The 17,345-nt window shown below is 66.5% G+C and carries 18 protein-coding genes and 1 other RNA gene; 8 read left to right on the top strand and 11 right to left on the bottom strand.

Annotation, left to right across the window (positions count from 1 at the left end; genetic code table 11):
• Nucleotides 1-5: 5 nt before the first annotated feature.
• The 8 genes from QQW98_RS13940 to QQW98_RS02735 form a co-directional block, all read right to left on the bottom strand.
• On the bottom strand, nt 6-164 hold the full coding sequence (locus QQW98_RS13940) for a DUF2474 domain-containing protein (protein WP_404800854.1): 159 nt from the start codon (nt 162-164) through the stop codon (nt 6-8).
• Between the two features lies 1 nt (nt 165).
• A complete protein-coding gene (gene cydB, locus QQW98_RS02765) occupies nt 166-1,161 on the bottom strand; it encodes a cytochrome d ubiquinol oxidase subunit II (protein WP_290136031.1) in 996 nt (331 codons plus the stop codon).
• Nucleotides 1,161-2,606, bottom strand: coding sequence for a cytochrome ubiquinol oxidase subunit I (locus tag QQW98_RS02760; protein ID WP_290136030.1), 1,446 nt, complete (start codon nt 2,604-2,606; stop codon nt 1,161-1,163). Before QQW98_RS02760 ends, cydB begins: the two co-directional genes overlap by 1 nt.
• Nucleotides 2,607-2,682: 76 nt before the next feature.
• Nucleotides 2,683-4,440 (bottom strand): SulP family inorganic anion transporter, encoded by a 1,758-nt coding sequence (locus QQW98_RS02755; RefSeq protein ID WP_290136029.1) that lies wholly within the window; start codon nt 4,438-4,440, stop codon nt 2,683-2,685.
• Nucleotides 4,441-4,460: 20 nt separating this feature from the next.
• Nucleotides 4,461-5,684: an NAD(P)/FAD-dependent oxidoreductase gene (locus QQW98_RS02750; RefSeq protein ID WP_290136028.1), complete on the bottom strand. Its 1,224-nt coding sequence runs from the start codon at nt 5,682-5,684 to the stop codon at nt 4,461-4,463.
• Between the two features lie 11 nt (nt 5,685-5,695).
• Nucleotides 5,696-6,112, bottom strand: a complete 417-nt coding sequence (locus QQW98_RS02745; protein WP_290136027.1) for a DUF6691 family protein — start codon at nt 6,110-6,112, stop codon at nt 5,696-5,698.
• A complete protein-coding gene (locus tag QQW98_RS02740) occupies nt 6,109-6,558 on the bottom strand; it encodes a YeeE/YedE family protein (RefSeq protein ID WP_290136026.1) in 450 nt (149 codons plus the stop codon). Before QQW98_RS02740 ends, QQW98_RS02745 begins: the two co-directional genes overlap by 4 nt.
• Nucleotides 6,555-7,487, bottom strand: coding sequence for an MBL fold metallo-hydrolase (locus tag QQW98_RS02735; RefSeq protein WP_290136025.1), 933 nt, complete (start codon nt 7,485-7,487; stop codon nt 6,555-6,557). The genes QQW98_RS02740 and QQW98_RS02735 overlap by 4 nt, the downstream gene beginning before the upstream one ends.
• Nucleotides 7,488-7,561: 74 nt before the next feature.
• Here QQW98_RS02735 and QQW98_RS02730 point away from each other — a divergent pair, with 74 nt between their 5' ends.
• The 5 genes from QQW98_RS02730 (at nt 7,562) to rnpB (ending at nt 10,505) form a co-directional block, all read left to right on the top strand.
• Complete coding sequence (locus QQW98_RS02730) at nt 7,562-8,224, top strand: peroxiredoxin (RefSeq protein ID WP_290136024.1); 663 nt, start codon at nt 7,562-7,564, stop codon at nt 8,222-8,224.
• Nucleotides 8,221-8,571, top strand: a complete 351-nt coding sequence (locus QQW98_RS02725; RefSeq protein ID WP_290136023.1) for an ArsR/SmtB family transcription factor — start codon at nt 8,221-8,223, stop codon at nt 8,569-8,571. The genes QQW98_RS02730 and QQW98_RS02725 overlap by 4 nt, the downstream gene beginning before the upstream one ends.
• Before the next feature lie 103 nt (nt 8,572-8,674).
• On the top strand, nt 8,675-9,328 hold the full coding sequence (locus QQW98_RS02720; RefSeq protein WP_290136022.1) for a histidine phosphotransferase family protein: 654 nt from the start codon (nt 8,675-8,677) through the stop codon (nt 9,326-9,328).
• Nucleotides 9,329-9,401: 73 nt separating this feature from the next.
• Nucleotides 9,402-10,040: an N-acetylmuramoyl-L-alanine amidase gene (locus QQW98_RS02715; protein ID WP_404800883.1), complete on the top strand. Its 639-nt coding sequence runs from the start codon at nt 9,402-9,404 to the stop codon at nt 10,038-10,040.
• Nucleotides 10,041-10,080: 40 nt separating this feature from the next.
• An RNA gene (gene rnpB / locus QQW98_RS02710) (RNase P RNA component class A) lies at nt 10,081-10,505 on the top strand.
• 119 nt (nt 10,506-10,624) lie between these two features.
• On the opposite strand, the gene QQW98_RS02705 is transcribed toward rnpB, so the two are convergent.
• Together QQW98_RS02705 and QQW98_RS02700 are read right to left on the bottom strand one after the other, a co-directional pair.
• Nucleotides 10,625-11,935, bottom strand: a complete 1,311-nt coding sequence (locus QQW98_RS02705; protein WP_290136020.1) for a UDP-glucose dehydrogenase family protein — start codon at nt 11,933-11,935, stop codon at nt 10,625-10,627.
• Nucleotides 11,936-11,939: 4 nt separating this feature from the next.
• Nucleotides 11,940-12,734 carry a metallophosphoesterase family protein gene (locus QQW98_RS02700; protein WP_290136019.1) on the bottom strand — a complete coding sequence of 265 codons (795 nt, stop codon included), beginning with the start codon at nt 12,732-12,734 and terminating at the stop codon, nt 11,940-11,942.
• Nucleotides 12,735-12,934: 200 nt separating this feature from the next.
• On the opposite strand from QQW98_RS02700, the gene QQW98_RS02695 reads away from it, so the two are divergent.
• Complete coding sequence (locus tag QQW98_RS02695) at nt 12,935-13,687, top strand: TorF family putative porin (RefSeq protein WP_290136018.1); 753 nt, start codon at nt 12,935-12,937, stop codon at nt 13,685-13,687.
• An 88-nt stretch (nt 13,688-13,775) separates the two neighbouring features.
• Complete coding sequence (locus QQW98_RS02690) at nt 13,776-14,213, top strand: VOC family protein (protein ID WP_290136017.1); 438 nt, start codon at nt 13,776-13,778, stop codon at nt 14,211-14,213.
• A gap of 18 nt (nt 14,214-14,231) precedes the next feature.
• Here the strand turns inward: QQW98_RS02690 and nhaA are convergent, their stop codons facing one another.
• A complete protein-coding gene (gene nhaA / locus QQW98_RS02685; protein ID WP_290136016.1) occupies nt 14,232-15,440 on the bottom strand; it encodes a Na+/H+ antiporter NhaA in 1,209 nt (402 codons plus the stop codon).
• Nucleotides 15,441-15,583: 143 nt separating this feature from the next.
• Between nhaA and QQW98_RS02680 the strand changes: the two genes are divergently transcribed.
• The gene (locus QQW98_RS02680) at nt 15,584-16,990 is read left to right on the top strand and encodes a glycosyl transferase family protein (RefSeq protein ID WP_290136015.1); all 1,407 of its coding nucleotides are present in this window, start codon (nt 15,584-15,586) and stop codon (nt 16,988-16,990) included.
• Nucleotides 16,991-17,345: the final 355 nt, after the last annotated feature.

Below are 17,345 nucleotides of genomic sequence, written 5' to 3'. Positions count from 1 at the left end.
GTGGGTCAGGGCGCGATCCACAGCCGCAGGATCCATGCGACGAGGCCGAGCACGGCCACGCCGATCGCCCAGATCGCGGCCATCCAGGCGAGGCGCTGCCACAGGGGTGCCTCGGTTTCCTGAGTCGGCTCCTTTCGCGCTACCGCTTCGGTGCATGAGCGCATGTCAGTGATACCCTTCGCCGGCCACCTTGCCGCGGAAAACCCAGTAAGCCCAGGCGGTGTAGGCGATGATCAGCGGCATGGTGATCGCAACGCCTACCAGCATGAAAATCTGGCTGCGCTCCGGCGCGGCGGCGTCCCAGATGGTGAGGCCGGGCGGGACGACATAGGGCCACATGGTCACTCCGAGCCCCGCCATGCCGAGGAAGAACAGCGCGAGGCTGAGCCAGAAAGGCTTGCTGTTGCGCTCCGTCCTCACGGCACGCACGATGCTCCACGCGACGAAGCCGGTGAGGATCGGCACCGGGGCGGCGAAATAGATCTCCGGCGCGGTCAGCCAGCGCTCGGCATACTCGGCGTTGAGGAACACGTTGTAGAGGCTGACCGCGCCCATCAGCGCAATGGTCGCCAGTGCCGCCTTGAAGGCCAGCGTGCGGGCATGGGCCTGCCCTTCGCCGTCCAGCTTCCAGATCAGCCACGTGCTGCCGAGCAGGGCGTAGCCCGCCACCGTGCCCAGCCCGCACAGGAGCGTGTAGGGGGTCAGCCAGTCGAACCAGCTGCCCGCGTAGGCGCGGCCGGACACTTCCACGCCCTGCAGCAGCGCCCCCAGCACCATGCCCTGCGCCAGCGCGGCGACGAAGGACCCGCCGGTAAAGGCCGCGTCCCAGAAGCCGCGGTGCGCGGGGTCGCGCCAGCGGTATTCGAAGGCCACGCCGCGGAAGACGAGGCCCAGCAGCATGGCGATGATCAGCGGATAGGTCGCCGGGAGGATCACCGCATAGGCCAGCGGGAAGGCGGCAAACAGCCCGCCGCCGCCCAGCACCAGCCAGGTCTCGTTGCCGTCCCACACGGGCGCGATGGAATTCATTGCCCGGTCGCGCTCCCGCCCGGGGGCGAAGGTGGGGAATAGGATGCCGATGCCGAGGTCGAACCCGTCCATCACGACATAGGCGAAGACGGCAAAGGCGATGATGAAGGCCCAGACGACGGTGAGGTCCATTATTCCGCCTCCTCCTTCGAACGCGGCAGCGCATCGTCGTCGCCCGGGTTCTGCGTCGGGCCCGGCGTGATGCCGGCGGTGCGGATCGGTCCGGTGTCGCCGCGCTTGACGCCGCTCTCGCCCACATGCGGCGTTTGGCTCATCAGGCGCAGGATGTACCACACGCCGATGCCGAACACGGTGAAATAGACGAGGATGAAAGCCAGCAGCGAAGCGGCCACGGCCGGCGCGTCGAGCGGGCTGGCCGCGTCCGCGGTGCGCAGCACGCCGTAGATGACATAGGGCTGGCGGCCGACTTCGGTGGTGATCCAGCCGGCCAGGACGGCGGCGAAGCCCGACGGTGCCATCAGCAGCGCGGCGCGGTGCAGCCAGGTCCACTCGTACAGTTTCTTCCGGGTGCGGGCGTAGAGGCTCCACAGCCCGATGCCGAGCATCGCGAAACCGATGCCGACCATCACCCGGAACGACCAGAAGACAACGCCGACGGGCGGCTCCTCGTCATCGGGGATCGTGTCGAGCCCGGCGAGCGGCGCGTCGAGGTCGTGCTTCAGGATCAGTGAGGACAGCTTGGGTATCTCGATCGCGTAACGCACCGTCTTCGCCTCGCTGTCCGGGATGCCGAACAGGATCAGCGGCGCGCCGTCCGGATGGCTCTGGAAATGGCCTTCCATGGCCATGACCTTCTGCGGCTGGTGCTCCAGCGTGTTGAGGCCGTGTGCATCGCCCGCCGCGATCTGCAGCGGCGTGACGATGGCGGCCATCCACATGGCCATGGAGAACATCTTGCGCGCGTGGGCGTTCGTCCGGTCCTTGAGCAGGTGCCACGCGCCGACCCCGCCGACCACGAATGCGGTGGTGAGGTAGGCCGCCATCACCGTGTGGACGAGGCGGTAGGGGAAGCTGGGGTTGAAGATGATGTCCCACCAGCTCGCGCCCGGCATGAACTGCCCGTTTGCGCCCATCTCGTACCCCGTCGGCGTCTGCATCCAGCTGTTGACCGACAGGATCCAGAAGGCGGACACGAACGTGCCGAGTGCGACCATGCAGGTGGCAGCGAAGTGCAGCTTCTTGCCGACCTTGTTCATCCCGAACAGCATCACGCCGAGGAAGCCTGCCTCCAGGAAGAAGGCGGTCAAAACCTCGTAAGCCATCAGCGGCCCGATCACCGGGCCGGCAAGGTCGGAAAAGACCGACCAGTTGGTGCCGAACTGGTAGCTCATCACGATGCCGGAGACGACGCCCATGGCAAAGGCGATGGCGAAGATCTTCAGCCAGTATTTGAACAGGTCGAGATAGAGCTGCTTGCCGGTCTTCAGCCACAATCCTTCCAGCACCATCAGGTAGCTGGCGAGGCCGATGGAAAAGGCCGGGAAGAAGAAATGGAAGCTGACTGTAAAGGCGAACTGGATCCGCGCGAGCAGCAGGGCGTCGAGGTGTTCGAACATGAGCCGATCCCTTACATCAGTTGCGGTTCGCGCGGCAGCGCAAAGCAGGCAACCGCGCTTGCCTGGAGTGCAACTGTCAGATCATCCCGCGGGCCAGGAAATGGTCCTGCGGCAGCCCCGGCGCGCCATCGTCGCGCACCAGTTCGTCGAAGGCGCGGTTCTGCGACAAGTAAACCTTGCCGTTAAGCTCTTCGAGGAAGTCGGTGCGCTTCAGCCGGTCCATGACCGGGCCTTTCACTTCGGACAGGTGGAGGCCTATCCCGCCATCTTCCAGCCGGTGGTTGATCGCCTCCAGGCTTTCGAGGCCTGAGGCGTCGATCTCGTTCACCGCGTTGCACATCAGGATGACGTGGCGCAGCTCCGGCTTCTCGGCCACCCGCTCCAGCACGTATTCCTCCAGCCAGCGGGCGTTGAGGTACGTCAGCGCCTCGTCGATGCGGATGGAAAGGACGTGCGGCACGGTGAAGACCTCGTGCCGCTCCACATTGCGGAAATGCTCGGTCTCCGGCACGCGGCCGACGATGGCAGCATGGGGGCGGCTCGCCCGCCACAGGTAAAGCAGCAGGCCGACCGCGACCCCGGCGATCACGCCCAGTTCCACGCCCGCGACCAGCGTGATACCGATGGTGGCGACATGGGCCGCGAAATCGGCCTTGGAATAGCGCCACAGCTGGCCGGGTGTCTTCAGGTCGACGAGGCTGAGCACCGCCACGATGATCGTCGCCGCCAGCGTGGCGATGGGCAGGCTGAACAGCAGCGGGGTGAGGAACAGCGTGGCAAGCGCGATGCCGACGGCGGTGAAGGCGCCGGCCGCGGGTGTCTCCGCGCCAGCGTCGAAATTCACTGCCGAGCGGGCGAAACCGCCGGTGACCGGGTAGCCGCCGGAAAAGGCGCTGGCGATATTCGCGGCGCCTAGGCCGATCAGCTCCTGGTCCGGCGAAATGCGCTGGCGGCGCTTGGCGGCCAGCGTCTGCGCGACCGAGACGCTTTCGACGAAGCCGATGATCGAGATCAGCAGCGCGGGTACCCACATCTTCTCGATCAGGGAGAGGTCGGCAGAGGGCAAGGCGAAAGGCGGCAGGCCCTGCGGGATCGCGCCGACGAGGTTCACGCCCTTGTCGCCGAGGTCGAGCAGCACCGCCGCGAGGATCGTCAGCGCGACGGCTGCGACCGGTCCGGCCTTGGCGGTCATGTCGGCCGCGCGCGGAGGCAGGCCGAGGTGCTGCAGGGCGGGCTTGCCGCCCTTGCGGACCCAGAACAGGAACAGCGTGGCGGGGATGCCGATGGCGAGCGTCCACGGGTCGGTCTGCGCGATCCCGGCGGCCAGCGAGCCGAGCATGTCGGGCCAGTTGTCGCCGCCCGCCTTGATGCCCAGGATATGCTTCAGCTGGCTCGTCGCGATCAGGATACCGCTGGCGGTGATGAACCCGCTGATGACGGGGTGGGACAGGAGATTGGCAAGAAAGCCTGCGCGCAGCAGCCCCAGCACCGCCAGCATCACGCCGGACAGCATGGCGAGCGTCACCGCCGCCTCCAGATACTCCGCCGTCCCCTGCGCCGCGACCGCGCCTGCCGCGCTGGCGGTCATCAGGCTGATCACCGCCACCGGGCCCACGGCAAGCGTGCGGCTGGTGCCGAAAAAGGCATAAAGCACCAGCGGCAGGATGCTGGCATACAGGCCCACGACCGGCGGCAGCCCCGCCAGCAGCGCATAGGCGAGGCTCTGCGGGATCAGCATGATGGTGACGATCACCGCCGCCATCAGGTCGTTCGTCAGCACCGACCGGTTGTAGCTCCGCCCCCACTCGAGGATCGGGAAATAGCGCGACAGCATGGGGGCAGGTCTTTCCGCGTTCAGGCCATGCCGACGGGTTTGGCCATCCACTCGCGGCCCTTGAGCATGGCGTTCCAGTAGATCGAGGGCAGGACATTCGCTTTCAGCTTCCATGCCGCTTTCGACGGGCGCGTCCCGTCGAGCAGCCAGCGCGGGAAGCTGGGTTTCAGCACGCCGCCATAGCCGAATTCGGCCAGCACGATCTTGCCGTTCTCGACCGTCAGCGGGCAGCTGCCATAGCCATCGTATTGCGCCGCCATCGGCTTGCCATCCAGCTGCGCGAGGGCGTTGACCGCCGCCACAGGCGCCTGCTTGCGCGCGGCGGCCATGGTCTTGGCATTGGGGGTGCTGGAACAATCGCCGAGCGCGAAGACATCGGGATATCTCGTGTGCTGCAGGCTATGCTGGTCGACATCGGCATAGCCGGCCTCGTTCGCGAGCGCGCTGGCGGCGACTACCGCGTTGCCCTTTTGCGGCGGGCAGACGTGGAGCATGTCGAACGTGCGCTCGACTTCGCCGTCCTCGGTCGCGAACCACGCGGTCTTCGCCGCACCGTCCACCCGCACGAGGTTGCTGCCGAAATTGAGATCGACGCCGTAGCGTTCGATATATTCCATCAGCGCGGGCACATAGTCGCCCACGCCGAACAGCACGCCGCCCTGGTTGTGGAACTCGACCTCTATATCGCCGAGCACGCCCCGCTTTTCCCATTCGGAGCAGGACAGGTACATCGCCTTTTGCGGCGCGCCTGCGCATTTGATCGGCATCGGCGGCTGGGTGAACAGCGCGCGGCCCTTGCGGGTCTGCTGCACCAGCTCCCAGGTATAGGGGGCAAGGTCGTAGCGGTAATTGGACGTGACGCCGTTCTTGCCGAGCGTCTCCTCCAGCCCCTCGACCTCTTCCCAGGCGAGGCGGTTGCCCATCGCCACGATCAGCAGGTCGTAGGCGAGGCGGGTTCCATCGGCGAGATCGACGGTCTTAACCTCGGGGTCGAAGCCCCGGACGGCCTGTTTGATCCACGTGACCGCCTCCGGCATGACCGAGGCTTCGCTGCGGCAAGTCTCTTCCTTGACGAACACGCCGCCGCCGACCATCGTCCAGCCGGGCTGGTAGTAGTGCTCCTCGCGCGGTTCGACGATGGCGATGTCGAGCCCGGCGCGCCGCTTCAGCAGCGATGCAGCCGTGGCGATCCCGGCCGAGCCGCCCCCTGCAATCACGATCTGGTGCTTCTTCGTCTCGGTCATGCCTGCTCTCCTCAATCCTTTTCGACCAGCCGGACGATGCCCATGCCGGCAAGCATGGCGGCTACGAAGAACGCGGCCGATGCCGGTTCGATCACCAGCGCGGCGAGGCCGGGTCCGGGGCACAGGCCGGCGATACCCCAGCCGATCCCGAACAGGGCTGCGCCGCCGATCAGTTTCGGGGTCAGGTCGCTGCGGTCGGGCAGGGCGAATTTCTCGGCGAACAGCGGATGGGCCATGCGTGGCTGGAAGCGCCACGCGATCGCCATCACGATGACTGCGCCGCCCATCACGAAGGCCAGTGTCGGATCCCAGTCGCCGAACAGGTCGAGGAAGCCGCGCACGCGCGCCGGATCCGTCATCCCGCCAAGCGCAAGGCCGGCGCCGAACAGCGTTCCCGAAAGCAGCGGGGGAAGGATGCGGCGGATCATGGCAGGACCTCCATGCCCAGCGTGTTCATCAGCGCCACAGTGGCGATGCCGGCAGCCATGAAAGTGACCGTCGCGACGAGCGACCGCTGCGACAGGCGGCTGACCCCGCACACGCCGTGGCCGCTGGTGCAGCCGCTGCCGAGACGGGTCCCGATGCCGACCAGCAGGCCGGCGACGACGAGGTAGGCCGGACTGGCGAAGTTCGCCGGCAGGCCGCCGGTTGCGAGCGCGACGATGAAGGCGCCGAGCGGTAGGCCGAGGACGAACATCCATGCGCCGGGTTTCGACATGCCGCTGTCGCTGAGGCCGGTTGCGCGCGCGAAGATGCCGGACACGCCGGCAATGCGGCCTGCGCCCAGCAGCATCAGTGCAGCGGCGAGGCCGATGAGGATGCCGCCGCCGAGCCCTGCGAGCGGAGCCGCGTCGGGAAAACCGGGCAGGCTCATACCGCGTTCACCGGAATCTTGATGTAGCTGACGCCGTTATCCTCCGGCTCCGGCAGGCGGCCGCCGCGAATATTGACTTGCACCGACGGCATGATGAGTTCGGGCATGGCGAGCGTCTTGTCCCGCGTCGTGCGCATCTGGAAGAACTCGTCCTCGGTCACGCCGTCCTTCACATGCACGTTCTCGCGCCGCTGCTGGCCCACGGTGGTCTCCCACGCATATTCGTCGCGACCCGGCGCCTTGTAATCGTGGCACAGGAACAGCCGCGTGTCGTCGGGCAGGGAAAGCAGGCGGCGGATAGACCGGAACAGCTCGCGCGCATCGCCGCCCGGGAAGTCCGCCCGCGCCGTGCCGAAATCGGGCATAAAAATCGTGTCGCCCGCGAAGGCCGCATCGCCGATGATGAAGGCCATGTCGGCCGGCGTATGGCCAGGGACGTGGAGCGCGATGCCCTCGATCTGGCCGAGCGAGAAGGTCTCGCCGTCCGAGAACAGCTTGTCGAATTGCGATCCGTCGCGCTCGAAATCGGTGCCGGCGTTGAACAGCTTGCCGAAGACTTCCTGCACGCGAACGATGTCCTTGCCGATGGCAAGCTTCCCGCCGAGCTTGTCCTGTAAATAGGGCGCGGCAGAGATGTGGTCGGCATGGGCGTGCGTCTCGATCAGCCATGTTACTTGCAGATTGCTCGAAGTGACGTAGTCGATGATGCGCTCCGCCGAGCCATGGGACGTGCGCCCGGCGGCCGCTTCGTAGTCCAGCACCGAATCGATAATCGCGGCTTCGCATGTTTCCGGGTCGTGGACGACGTAGCTTACCGCATTGGTGGCCTCGTCGAAAAAGCCCGCGATCGAGGGGCGGAGCGTCTTTTCGCCCGCGGCGCGCCCGATCTGGTCGCGGGCCGCCTGGAGCGCTGCGTCTGCGTCAGACATGAAATAACTCCTTCGATTTCATAAATCGTGTATATGTATTGCAATCCGCGAGTCAAGGGGATAGATCGTCCGTCATGGACAACGCAGCCCCTACCGGCCCGGCTCTGCGGCCTTTGCGCATCGGCGATACCGCGCCCGATTTCGAGGCGCGCAGCACGGCGGGGCCGGTGCGCCTTTCCGATTTTCGTGGTCGCTGGCTGGTCCTGTTCTCCCACCCGGCGGATTTCACGCCGGTCTGCACGACCGAATTCGTCGCCCTGGCGCGCGAGGCGGCGGCCTTCGATGCACGCGACTGCGCGCTGATGGCCCTGTCGGTAGACAGCCTCTTTTCCCACTTCGCGTGGCTGCGCATGATCCGCGACCGGTTCGATGTCGAAGTGCGCTTTCCGATCGTGGAGGACCCGACGCTGGTCGTCGGCCGCGCCTATGGCATGGTCTGCGCGCAGGACAGCGACAGTGCGACGGTGCGCACGACCTTCTTCATCGACCCTGCCGGCACGATCCGTGCGTTGAGCTGTTATCCCGCCAGCGTCGGGCGTTCGATCCCCGAAATGCTGCGCACGCTCGACGCGCTGCAGGCGATCGACGCCGCCGAAGGCGTGGCCCCGGCCAATTGGCAGGCGGGCGATGCGCTGTTGCGGCCGCCTGCGCAGGATATCGACGAGGTCTTCGCGGCCGAGGGGCAGGCGGACTGGTTCCTGCGCGAGGCGACGCCGCGGAAGGGCGAGCGCCGGTGAGCGATGCCGCTCTCACCGAGGACGAGGCGGTCGATGCTTTCAAGGCCATCGGCCACCCTTCGCGCCTGCGCATCCTCGACCTGCTGAAAGCCGGCGAGCGCAACGTCGGGGAGATCGAGGCCGCGACCGGCATCGGCCAGCCCGCGTTGTCGCAGCAGCTCGGCGTGCTGCGCAAGGCCGGGCTGGTGGAAACGCGCAAGGAAGCCAAGCTGGTATTCTACCGCCGCTACGAGGAACGGCTGGCGGACCTCGCCGACATGCTCGGTGCGGAGCCGGGCCGCGCGCCTGAGCCTACGGCCACGCGCAAGCCCGCGCCCGGGGCGGCGAATTTCGCGCGCCTCTCCTGACCGGCACAGAGCGGAGGCGCGCAAAAGGACGGGTGGCAGCGCGGCAAATTTCCTCTAGGACGTCGGGGATGCGAATTAGCCGATCAAGCGGACCTGTTTTTCCATGAGCGATATCGATCCCGTCCAGCTGGCCAGCCTGCTGTGTTCCAAGCTTTGCCACGACCTGCTCAGTCCTGTCGGCGCGCTGTCGAACGGGCTGGAACTGCTCTCGGACGAGAAGGACCCGGACATGCGCGACCGGTGTTTCGAACTGCTCGAACAGAGCGCGCAGATATCGACCGACAAGCTCAAGTTCTTCCGCCTCGCATTTGGGGCCGCGGGCGGTTTCGGCGACATGATCGACGTGGACGAGCCGCGTGCGCTGGTGGATGCGCTGGTCGCCAAGAACGAACGGGTCGAGGCCAACTGGGCGCTCGCCACCGCGCGCCTGCCGAAGGGCGCAGTGAAAGTGCTGCTCAACTTCGCGCAGATGGGCCTCGATGCGCTGGTGCGCGGCGGCACGCTCGACATCGGGGCGGAAATGCGCGGAGGCGCGACGGAGATCGTGGTGCGCGCGACCGGCCCAAAGATCGCCTTCGACCAAACCATCGGCAAGGCGCTGTCGGGCGAAGGCGAGCTGACCAGCCGAACCGCGCCCGCCTTCATGCTGTGCGAACTGGCCGAAGCGGACGGCGGCGGACTCCAATACCACCTCGGCGAAGGCTCGCTCGTCCTCGGTGCGGAATTGCCGACCGATACCGACGGGCTGATCGGATAGCGCCGTGGCCGACGAGCTGGTCCACCGCGAAGCGCTGTCGCCCAATTACGACGAGCGGTCGGAGGCGATCTCGATGGTTGTGCTCCACTATACCGAGATGGAGGACGCGGCGAGTGCCGAGGCGCGGCTGTGCGATCCCGACGCCAAGGTTTCGGCCCATTACCTGATTTCCGAAAGCGGGGAGGTCACGCGGCTGGTGCCGGAAGACAAGCGCGCCTGGCATGCCGGCGTGTCCTACTGGCGCGGACACACGGACGTGAACGGTATCTCCATCGGGATCGAGCTCGACCATCCGGGCCATGCGCTGGGCTATCGCCCGTTTTCCGACGCGCAGTTCGAAGCGCTGGTGCCGCTGCTGGCGCGCATCGTGAAGGAATACGACATCCCGCGCGCCAACGTGGTCGGCCATTCCGATGTCGCCCCGCCGCGCAAGATCGATCCGGGCGAGCTGTTTCCGTGGGACCGGCTGGCCGAATACCACCTGTGCCTGCCCAAGCCGGAAAAGTTGGAGCTGGGCGACCCGTTCGACAACGACGGCGCGTTCTACCTCGCGCTCGAACGGTTCGGTTACGACATTTCCGATGGGCACAAGGCGGTAGAGGCGTTCCAGCGCCGCTGGCGGCCCGAGAAGATCGACGGCGAGATCGACGGACAGATCCGTGCCATCCTGTTCCAGCTGCTGCTCGACCGCGACCGCGGGCAGACGCGATAGGCCGTTCTATTCGCGCATCTCGCGTGCTATGGCGCGCGTGCCAGAGGGCCGGGCAGCCGCGTCCTTCGACAGGCTCAGGATGAGCGGGTCGTTGGACGAGGAAAGTCCGGGCTCCACCAACCGAGGGTGGCGGGTAACGCCCGCCGTGGGCGACCACAGGGAAAGTGCCACAGAGAGCAGACCGCCTGACCCGGTCAGGCAAGGGTGAAAGGGTGCGGTAAGAGCGCACCGGGGCGGCGGCAACGCAGCCCGCATGGCAAACCCCACCCGGAGCAAGGCCGAATAGGGGCGGCGCGCCTTTCCGCAAGGGAGGGTAGGGACCGGTTGGTCCCGTGACCGCCCGGGTTGGCTGCTTGAGCGCGGGAGCGATCCCGCGCCCAGACGAATGGCTGCCCCCGCGTGGCTATGATGCGTTCGCGCATATCGCACGCGGGACAGAACCCGGCTTATAGGCCCCCTGGCGCATTTTCTCCGGCAGCCGCCGCTGCGCTGGTAGTGGTCGCGGCGCTCTTCGCGCTCGGCAAGGCGCAAAACCGCGCCCGCTGGTTTGGTTAGCGATGTGCGATACCGGGGGCGCCCGGTAATCAGCCGCGGCCGATACTCGTGTAGGTGAAGCCCTTGGCCGCCATTTCGTCGGCGCGGTAGACGTTGCGCAGGTCGACCAGCACGGGGCTGGCGGCGATGTCCTTCACCCGGTCGAGGTCGAGCGCGCGGAATGCGTCCCATTCCGTCACCAGCGCGATGGCATCGGCGCCGTCGATCGCGGCGTAGGGATCGTCCTTCATCTCGACGTCGGGCATCAGCGGCTTGGCGAGCTCCATGCCTTCGGGATCGTAGGCAGCCACTTTCACGCCTGCATCGACCAGCGCCTGCGCGATGGCGATCGCCGGGCTGTCGCGCATGTCGTCGGTGTTCGGCTTGAAGGTAAGGCCCAGCAGCGCCACGCGCTTGCCGCGCGCGTTCTCGGCGCCGCCCAGCGCATCGATGACCTTGCGCCCCATCGCCCGCTTGCGGTGGTCGTTTACCTTGACGACCGCTTCGACGATGCGCGTCGGGCTGTCGTAATCTTCCGCCGTCTTAAGCAGCGCGAGCGTATCCTTGGGGAAGCACGATCCGCCATAGCCCGGGCCTGCGTTGAGGAACTTCGACCCGATGCGGTTGTCCATGCCGATGCCGCGGCTGACGTCCTGCACGTTGGCGCCCACCTTTTCGCAGAGGTCGGCCATCTCGTTGATGAAGGTGATCTTGGTGGCGAGGAAGGCGTTGGCGGCATACTTGATCAGCTCCGCACTGCGGCGCGAGGTGAACAGGATCGGCGCCTCGTTGAGGAACAGCGGGCGATAGACTTCGCGCATGACTTCGCGACCCAGATCGCTATCGGCGCCGATGACGATGCGGTCGGGACGCTTGAAATCGCCGATGGCCGCGCCTTCGCGCAGAAATTCGGGGTTGGAGACGACGGCAAAGTCGACGCCGCTGCCCTGTTCGCCGACGATCCGCTCAACTTCGTCGCCCGTGCCGACCGGCACGGTCGACTTGGTCACGATGACGGCCGGGGTCTTCAGGTTGCCGCCGACTTCCTCGGCCACCTGGTAGACGAAGGTGAGGTCGGCGTGCCCGTCGCCCCGGCGGCTGGGCGTGCCCACGGCGATGAAGATCGCGGCGGCATCGGCCATGCCTTCGGCTAGGTCGGTGGTGAAACTGAGTCGGCCGGCCTTCACGTTGCTTTCGACCAGTTCGGCAAGGCCCGGCTCGTAGATCGGCATCACGCCGTCCTTCAGCTTGGCGATCTTGCCCGGATCCTTGTCGATGCAGACCACCTCGTGCCCGAAATCGGCGAAGCATGCGCCCGACACCAGGCCGACATAGCCCGAACCAACCATTGCAATCTTCATGTGCTCAAACCTCTTGCGACAGCACCTTGATGCCGCCCTTCTTCGTCTTGGTAGACAGGATGCGCCGCTCGGTGCCTTCCAAAACGAGGGCGGTCAACACCCCGCTGTCGTATGCGCCCGTATCGACGCCGATCCGATTGCGCCGCACGTCGATCCCGTCGGTGATCGTATGGCCGTGGACGATCACCGCCTCGTGGTCGCCATCGAAGCTGAGGAAGGGTTCGCGAATCCAGCGCATGTCGTGGGTGCGCTGTTCGGCGAGCGGAATGTCGGGATCGATCCCGGCGTGCACGAAGACATAGTCGCCGATGCGCAGCTGGTCGCCGAGGCCCTTGAGGAACTTGCGGTGCTTTTTCGGCACCCGCTCTTCCATCATCGCCTGCAGTTCCTCAACTTCGCTTTCCCGCAATTCCTGTTTGGATACACCGTAGCTCAGCAGCGTTTCGCGTCCGCCGTAACGCAGGAAGCTGCGCAGCGCGCTCGGCTTCTTGAAGGCGAGCAGGAACATGTCCTCGTGATTGCCGCCCAGGACGCGGGCACCGCGCTCTTCTGCCAGCTGCATCGCGCGCTTCACCACGCCTTTGGAATCCGGCCCGCGGTCGACCAGATCGCCGAGGAGGATCAGGTGTACGTTGTCCACCGGATGGGCGGCGATGTCGGCATCGATCCCTTCGATCAGGGCATCGAGGTGTTCGAGGCAGCCGTGGATGTCGCCGATCGCGTACACGCGCTCGCCCGGCGGCACTGCCGGCAGCGGGCGGGACGAACCGCCCATCAGTTTGCGCAAACCCTTCAACATGGCGCCCATATCGCTCCGCCGTTGCGGAACTGCAACTGCCGCGCGACCTGAATCGCGATATGCGCAATTTTCCTTGTGCGGCGCAGCAAAAACCGCCAAGTTTGTTGCGTTCGAGGTACAGGATCGCCCATTCGACAACGAGGCGGCCGGCCCCGGCTGCAGGTGGGACGAAGCGATCTTTTCCGTAACAGGAGCATAATATGCGCACGTCCATTCGCGGTATCCTCGCCGCAGCAACTCTCTCCACCGGCATGCTTGCCGCCCCCGCCGCCTTTGCGCAGGACACCGACGTACCGGGTCCGGTCGAAGTGTCCGCCAACATCGGCGTGGTGACCGACTACCGCTTCCGCGGCGTTTCGCTGACCGAAGGCGATCCGGCCGTGCAGGGCGGCCTCGATATCGCGCACGAAAGCGGCTTCTACATCGGCACCTGGGCCTCCAACATCGTGGGCGGCGATACGTTCGGCGAAGTCGAGGTGGATCTTTATGCCGGCTTCGCGACGCAGATCACCCCGCTGGTAAGCCTCGATGTCGGTGCGACCTATTATGCCTATCCCACCGGCGACGGTCCGGCCGATTACTACGAGCCCTATGCCAAGCTCGGCGCGCAGCTCGGCCCGGTGGAAGCGGGCGTGGGCGTCTATTATGCGCCGGACCAGGAATCGCTGGGTGACGAGGACAATCTCTACGTCTCGCTCGATCTCGGCGCGGGCATCCCGAACACGCCGCTGAGCGTCAGCGCGCACGCCGGCTATACCGACGGCATCCTCGCGCCCGACCTGCTCGCCGGCGGGACCAGCGACGACGGCTGGGACTATTCGGTCGGCCTCGGCTATTCGACGCCCTTCGGGCTCGACTTCGGCGTCAGCTACATCGCGACCGACGGGCTCGACGTCGAAGACTTCACCGACGATGCGGTGGTCGGCTCGGTGAGCTACTCGGTCACCTTCTGACCCATTCTCTTGGCCTTGCCAGCCGGCCTGCTCTTCGCCTAGCGCGGTGACCACTATCACCGCAACTTCCGGGCGAAAGGGCAGGCCGATGGCCAAATATCTCCACACCATGATCCGGGTCGCCGATCCGGATGCCGCCATCGAATTCTTCCGGCTGATCGGGCTGGAGGAGGTGCGCCGCGCCGACAGCAAAGGCGGGCGCTACACGCTGGTCTTCATGGCCGCGCCGGGACAGGACGGCGTGGCCGAGCTGGAGCTCACCTACAACTGGCCCCCGGAAGACGGCAGCGCGCCGGAAGAATATTCGGGCGGGCGCAATTTCGGCCACCTCGCCTACCGCGTCGAGAATATCTACGACACCTGCCAGCGGCTGATGGATGCCGGGGTGACGATCAACCGTCCCCCGCGCGACGGGCACATGGCCTTCGTCCGCTCGCCCGACGGGATTTCGGTGGAGCTGCTGCAGGAAGGCTATCTCGAGCCGCAGGAACCCTGGGCCAGCATGGAGAACACCGGGAGCTGGTAGGCAACCGGCGAACGGGGATCAGCCCGCCTGCGGGTTCGCCATTTCCGGGTGCGTTGTAGTCAGACGCAGCACGCCGTAACCGAGCAGAGCCGATATCAGCGAGCCGAGCAGGATGCCGATCTTGGCTTCCTCCACCAGCACCGGGAAGCCGGGGAAGGCGAGGCCGCTGATGAACAGCGACATGGTAAAGCCGATGCCGCACAGGATCGTCACGCCCCACATTTCCACCCAGTTGCAGCCATCAGGCTTGCGCGCGAAACCGACGCGGTCGGCGGCGTAGACGGCGGAGAATATGCCCAGCTGCTTGCCCGCCACCAGGCCGGCAGCGACGGCGAGCGGCAGAGGATCGAGCAGCGCGTCGAGCCCCAGTTCGCGGATATCGACCCCGGCATTGGCGAAGCCGAACACGGGCACCACGAGATAGGCGTTCCAGCCCACCAGCGCGTGTTCGATATTCTCCAGCATCGACCGGCCGTCGCGGCGCTTCATGGGGATGGTCAGGGCGGCGACGACGCCTGCAATCGTGGCGTGGACGCCCGAAAAGAGCACGCAGACCCACAGCACGAGCGCAGCCAGGATATAGGGCGCGATGCGGCTTACATGCGCGCGGTTCATCCCGATCATGACCGCCAGCACCACCAGCGAGGCGATCAGCCATACCAGCTTGATATTGGGCGTGTAGGCGAGCGCGATGATCGCGACCGCGCCGATATCGTCCACGATGGCGACTGTCAGCAGGAACAGGCGCAGCGGGCCGGGCACGCGCGTGCCCAGCAACCCGACGACGCCCATCGCAAAGGCGATGTCGGTCGCGGCCGGAATGGCCCAGCCGGAATGCAAATTGGCGTTGCCGCCGACGAGGAACAGGAAGATTGCGGCTGGCGCCGCCATGCCCGCAGCAGCGGCCAGCACCGGCAGGCGGCGCGCCCTGGGATCGGCCAGGCTGCCCGCAATCAGCTCGCGCTTCACTTCCAGCCCGACGACGAAGAAGAAAATCGCCATCAGCCCGTCGTTGATCCACAGGTGAAGGGTGTCGAGCTTGGGGATCGGCGTCCACGCAAGGCGTCCGTGGAACAACTCGTGATAGGCGTGCGACAAGCCGGTGTTGGCCACGATCATGGCGGCGGCGGCCACGAAAATGAGCAGGATGCCGGCAAAGGCATCGCTGACGAACAGCGCCTTGAAGGGCCGGATGGCCCGGGCGAAAAATACAGGTGCGGCAGCCATGGCGGCCCCTCTTTCGCAAATGCCGCGCCAATGCAAGCCCGGACCGCGCCGCCCGGGCCTACACCTGTCCTATCTCGCCGCGGTTGCCTTGCGCCCCAATGACGTTACTACGCTGAGCTAAGGGGATTTACGGGGGTGGCGCTTTGGAAATCGACGGGTCGCAGCTGCTCGCCGCACTGGCGCTGGTCGAGCGTGAGCTGGTACTGTTTGCCGGCACGTTTTTCATCATCGGCGCGCTCGACGACCTGGGCGTGGATTTCGCATGGGCGTGGCTGCGGCTCAAGGGGCGGGTGCGGACCGAGAGTATCGAGACTGCAATCGCGCGCGATACCGCACTGATTGGCCCCGCGGCCGTCGTCATTCCTGCCTGGCGGGAGGCAGCCGTGATCGGGACTACCGTTCGCCACATGCTTGCCGTCTGGCCTTATGCTGAAATGCGGGTCTACGTCGGCACCTATCGCAACGATCCGGCGACGATCGCCGCAGTCCAGCGGGCAGCGAGAGGCGATCCGCGCGTACGGCTGATCGTGCATTCCGCATTTGGCCCGACGACCAAGGCCGATTGCCTCAACCGGCTGTACCGGGCGATCGCGCAGGACGAAGAGCGCGAAGGTGCACGCATGCGCATGGTGGTGATGCACGATGCGGAGGACATGGTGCATCCCGCTGCCCTGGCGCTGCTCGACCGTGCCTTGAACAGCGCGGACTTCGTCCAGCTTCCCGTGCTGCCCGCCATCCCTGCGGATGGCCAGTTCATTGCCGGCCACTACGCCGACGAATTCGCGGAAGCCCACGCGAAGGCCATGGTGGTCCGCTCCGCGCTGGGGGCCGGCCTGCCCGGTGCCGGGGTCGGCTGCGCGATCGACCGGACGGCGCTGGAACGTGTGGCTCGCGCCGCCGGACGGCATGGCGCGCCCTTCGCCGCCGACTCGCTGACCGAGGATTACGAGCTCGGCCTGTCAATCGCGCAAGGGGGCGGCCGTACCATGTTCTTGCGCGCGCGTGACGAGAACGGGCGGCTGGTTGCCACCAGCTCCTATTTCCCCGCCGAACTGGGCGATGCGGTCCGGCAGAAGACGCGTTGGCTGCACGGGATCGCCTTCCAGGGGTGGGACCGGCTCGGCTGGGCCCGTTCCGCGCGCGAATTGTGGATGCGGCTGCGCGACCGGCGCGGGCCGTTCACCGCGCTGGTGCTGGCGGCGGCCTATGCGCTGCTAGTGGTGTCGGGCATCCTGATGCTGGCAGGCTTTGCAGGGGCGGATCGGCCTTACCGTCTCGATCCGGTTGCAGAGACGATCGTGGTCGTGAATATCGCCTTCTTCGCATGGCGGGCGCTCAACCGGCTCGCCTTTACCGCGCGGGAATACGGGCTTGTGCAGGGCCTGCTGGCGCTGGCGCGCATACCCATCGCAAACATTATCGCAATCATCGCCGCGCGCCGCGCGATGGTGGCTTACTGGCGTACCTTGCGGGGCGGCCCCGCGATCTGGGACAAGACCGAGCATTTCGATCATCCGGCTCACTTGCGCTCCGGAGACGCGCGGGCATGAGCTCAGAAGGCGTCGTCACACGCCGCGGACAGCCGCTATTCGCCGTTGCTGCGATTGGCCTCGCATGGATTGCGATCCGCCTTGCCGCATGGGACGGCCCCCCGCCCCAAGCGCCCGAATTCTTTGCTCCGCCGCCGCCCTTTGCCGGGACCGGCGCTGAAGGAGCGGCGCGCCCTGCGGTGCCTCTGCGTATAGTCCCCTCGGCCAAGCGCGGGTGGGCGCAGAAAGCCGTGCCGCCACAGCCACTGGACCCGACCGTGTTTCGGTCCCACGTCGCCCGGTTTTCGCCGCCGCCCGGCCGGCTGGCTCCTCGCGTTGCGGGGGCGCACCTGTCTTTCCCCGCAGCGGGGCCTGT

This window comes from Alteriqipengyuania flavescens (assembly GCF_030406725.1).
Lineage (GTDB): Bacteria > Pseudomonadota > Alphaproteobacteria > Sphingomonadales > Sphingomonadaceae > Alteriqipengyuania_B > Alteriqipengyuania_B flavescens.
Note: the sequence above shows the minus strand (reverse complement) of the source record. Positions and strands in the feature narration are given on the sequence as shown.

Coding starts and splice junctions, on each gene's coding strand:
- cydB (WP_290136031.1), bottom strand. CDS start 1,161: ATGGACCTCACCGTCGTCTGGGCCTTCATCATCGCCTTTGCCGTCTTC.
- QQW98_RS02705 (WP_290136020.1), bottom strand. CDS start 11,935: ATGAAGATTGCAATGGTTGGTTCGGGCTATGTCGGCCTGGTGTCGGGC.
- nhaA (WP_290136016.1), bottom strand. CDS start 15,440: ATGGCTGCCGCACCTGTATTTTTCGCCCGGGCCATCCGGCCCTTCAAG.
- QQW98_RS02690 (WP_290136017.1), top strand. CDS start 13,776: ATGGCCAAATATCTCCACACCATGATCCGGGTCGCCGATCCGGATGCC.
- QQW98_RS02700 (WP_290136019.1), bottom strand. CDS start 12,734: ATGTTGAAGGGTTTGCGCAAACTGATGGGCGGTTCGTCCCGCCCGCTG.
- QQW98_RS02715 (WP_404800883.1), top strand. CDS start 9,402: ATGGTTGTGCTCCACTATACCGAGATGGAGGACGCGGCGAGTGCCGAG.
- QQW98_RS02750 (WP_290136028.1), bottom strand. CDS start 5,684: ATGACCGAGACGAAGAAGCACCAGATCGTGATTGCAGGGGGCGGCTCG.
- QQW98_RS02760 (WP_290136030.1), bottom strand. CDS start 2,606: ATGTTCGAACACCTCGACGCCCTGCTGCTCGCGCGGATCCAGTTCGCC.
- QQW98_RS02695 (WP_290136018.1), top strand. CDS start 12,935: ATGCGCACGTCCATTCGCGGTATCCTCGCCGCAGCAACTCTCTCCACC.
- QQW98_RS02735 (WP_290136025.1), bottom strand. CDS start 7,487: ATGTCTGACGCAGACGCAGCGCTCCAGGCGGCCCGCGACCAGATCGGG.
- QQW98_RS13940 (WP_404800854.1), bottom strand. CDS start 164: ATGCGCTCATGCACCGAAGCGGTAGCGCGAAAGGAGCCGACTCAGGAA.
- QQW98_RS02745 (WP_290136027.1), bottom strand. CDS start 6,112: ATGATCCGCCGCATCCTTCCCCCGCTGCTTTCGGGAACGCTGTTCGGC.
- QQW98_RS02730 (WP_290136024.1), top strand. CDS start 7,562: ATGGACAACGCAGCCCCTACCGGCCCGGCTCTGCGGCCTTTGCGCATC.
- QQW98_RS02740 (WP_290136026.1), bottom strand. CDS start 6,558: ATGAGCCTGCCCGGTTTTCCCGACGCGGCTCCGCTCGCAGGGCTCGGC.
- QQW98_RS02755 (WP_290136029.1), bottom strand. CDS start 4,440: ATGCTGTCGCGCTATTTCCCGATCCTCGAGTGGGGGCGGAGCTACAAC.
- QQW98_RS02720 (WP_290136022.1), top strand. CDS start 8,675: ATGAGCGATATCGATCCCGTCCAGCTGGCCAGCCTGCTGTGTTCCAAG.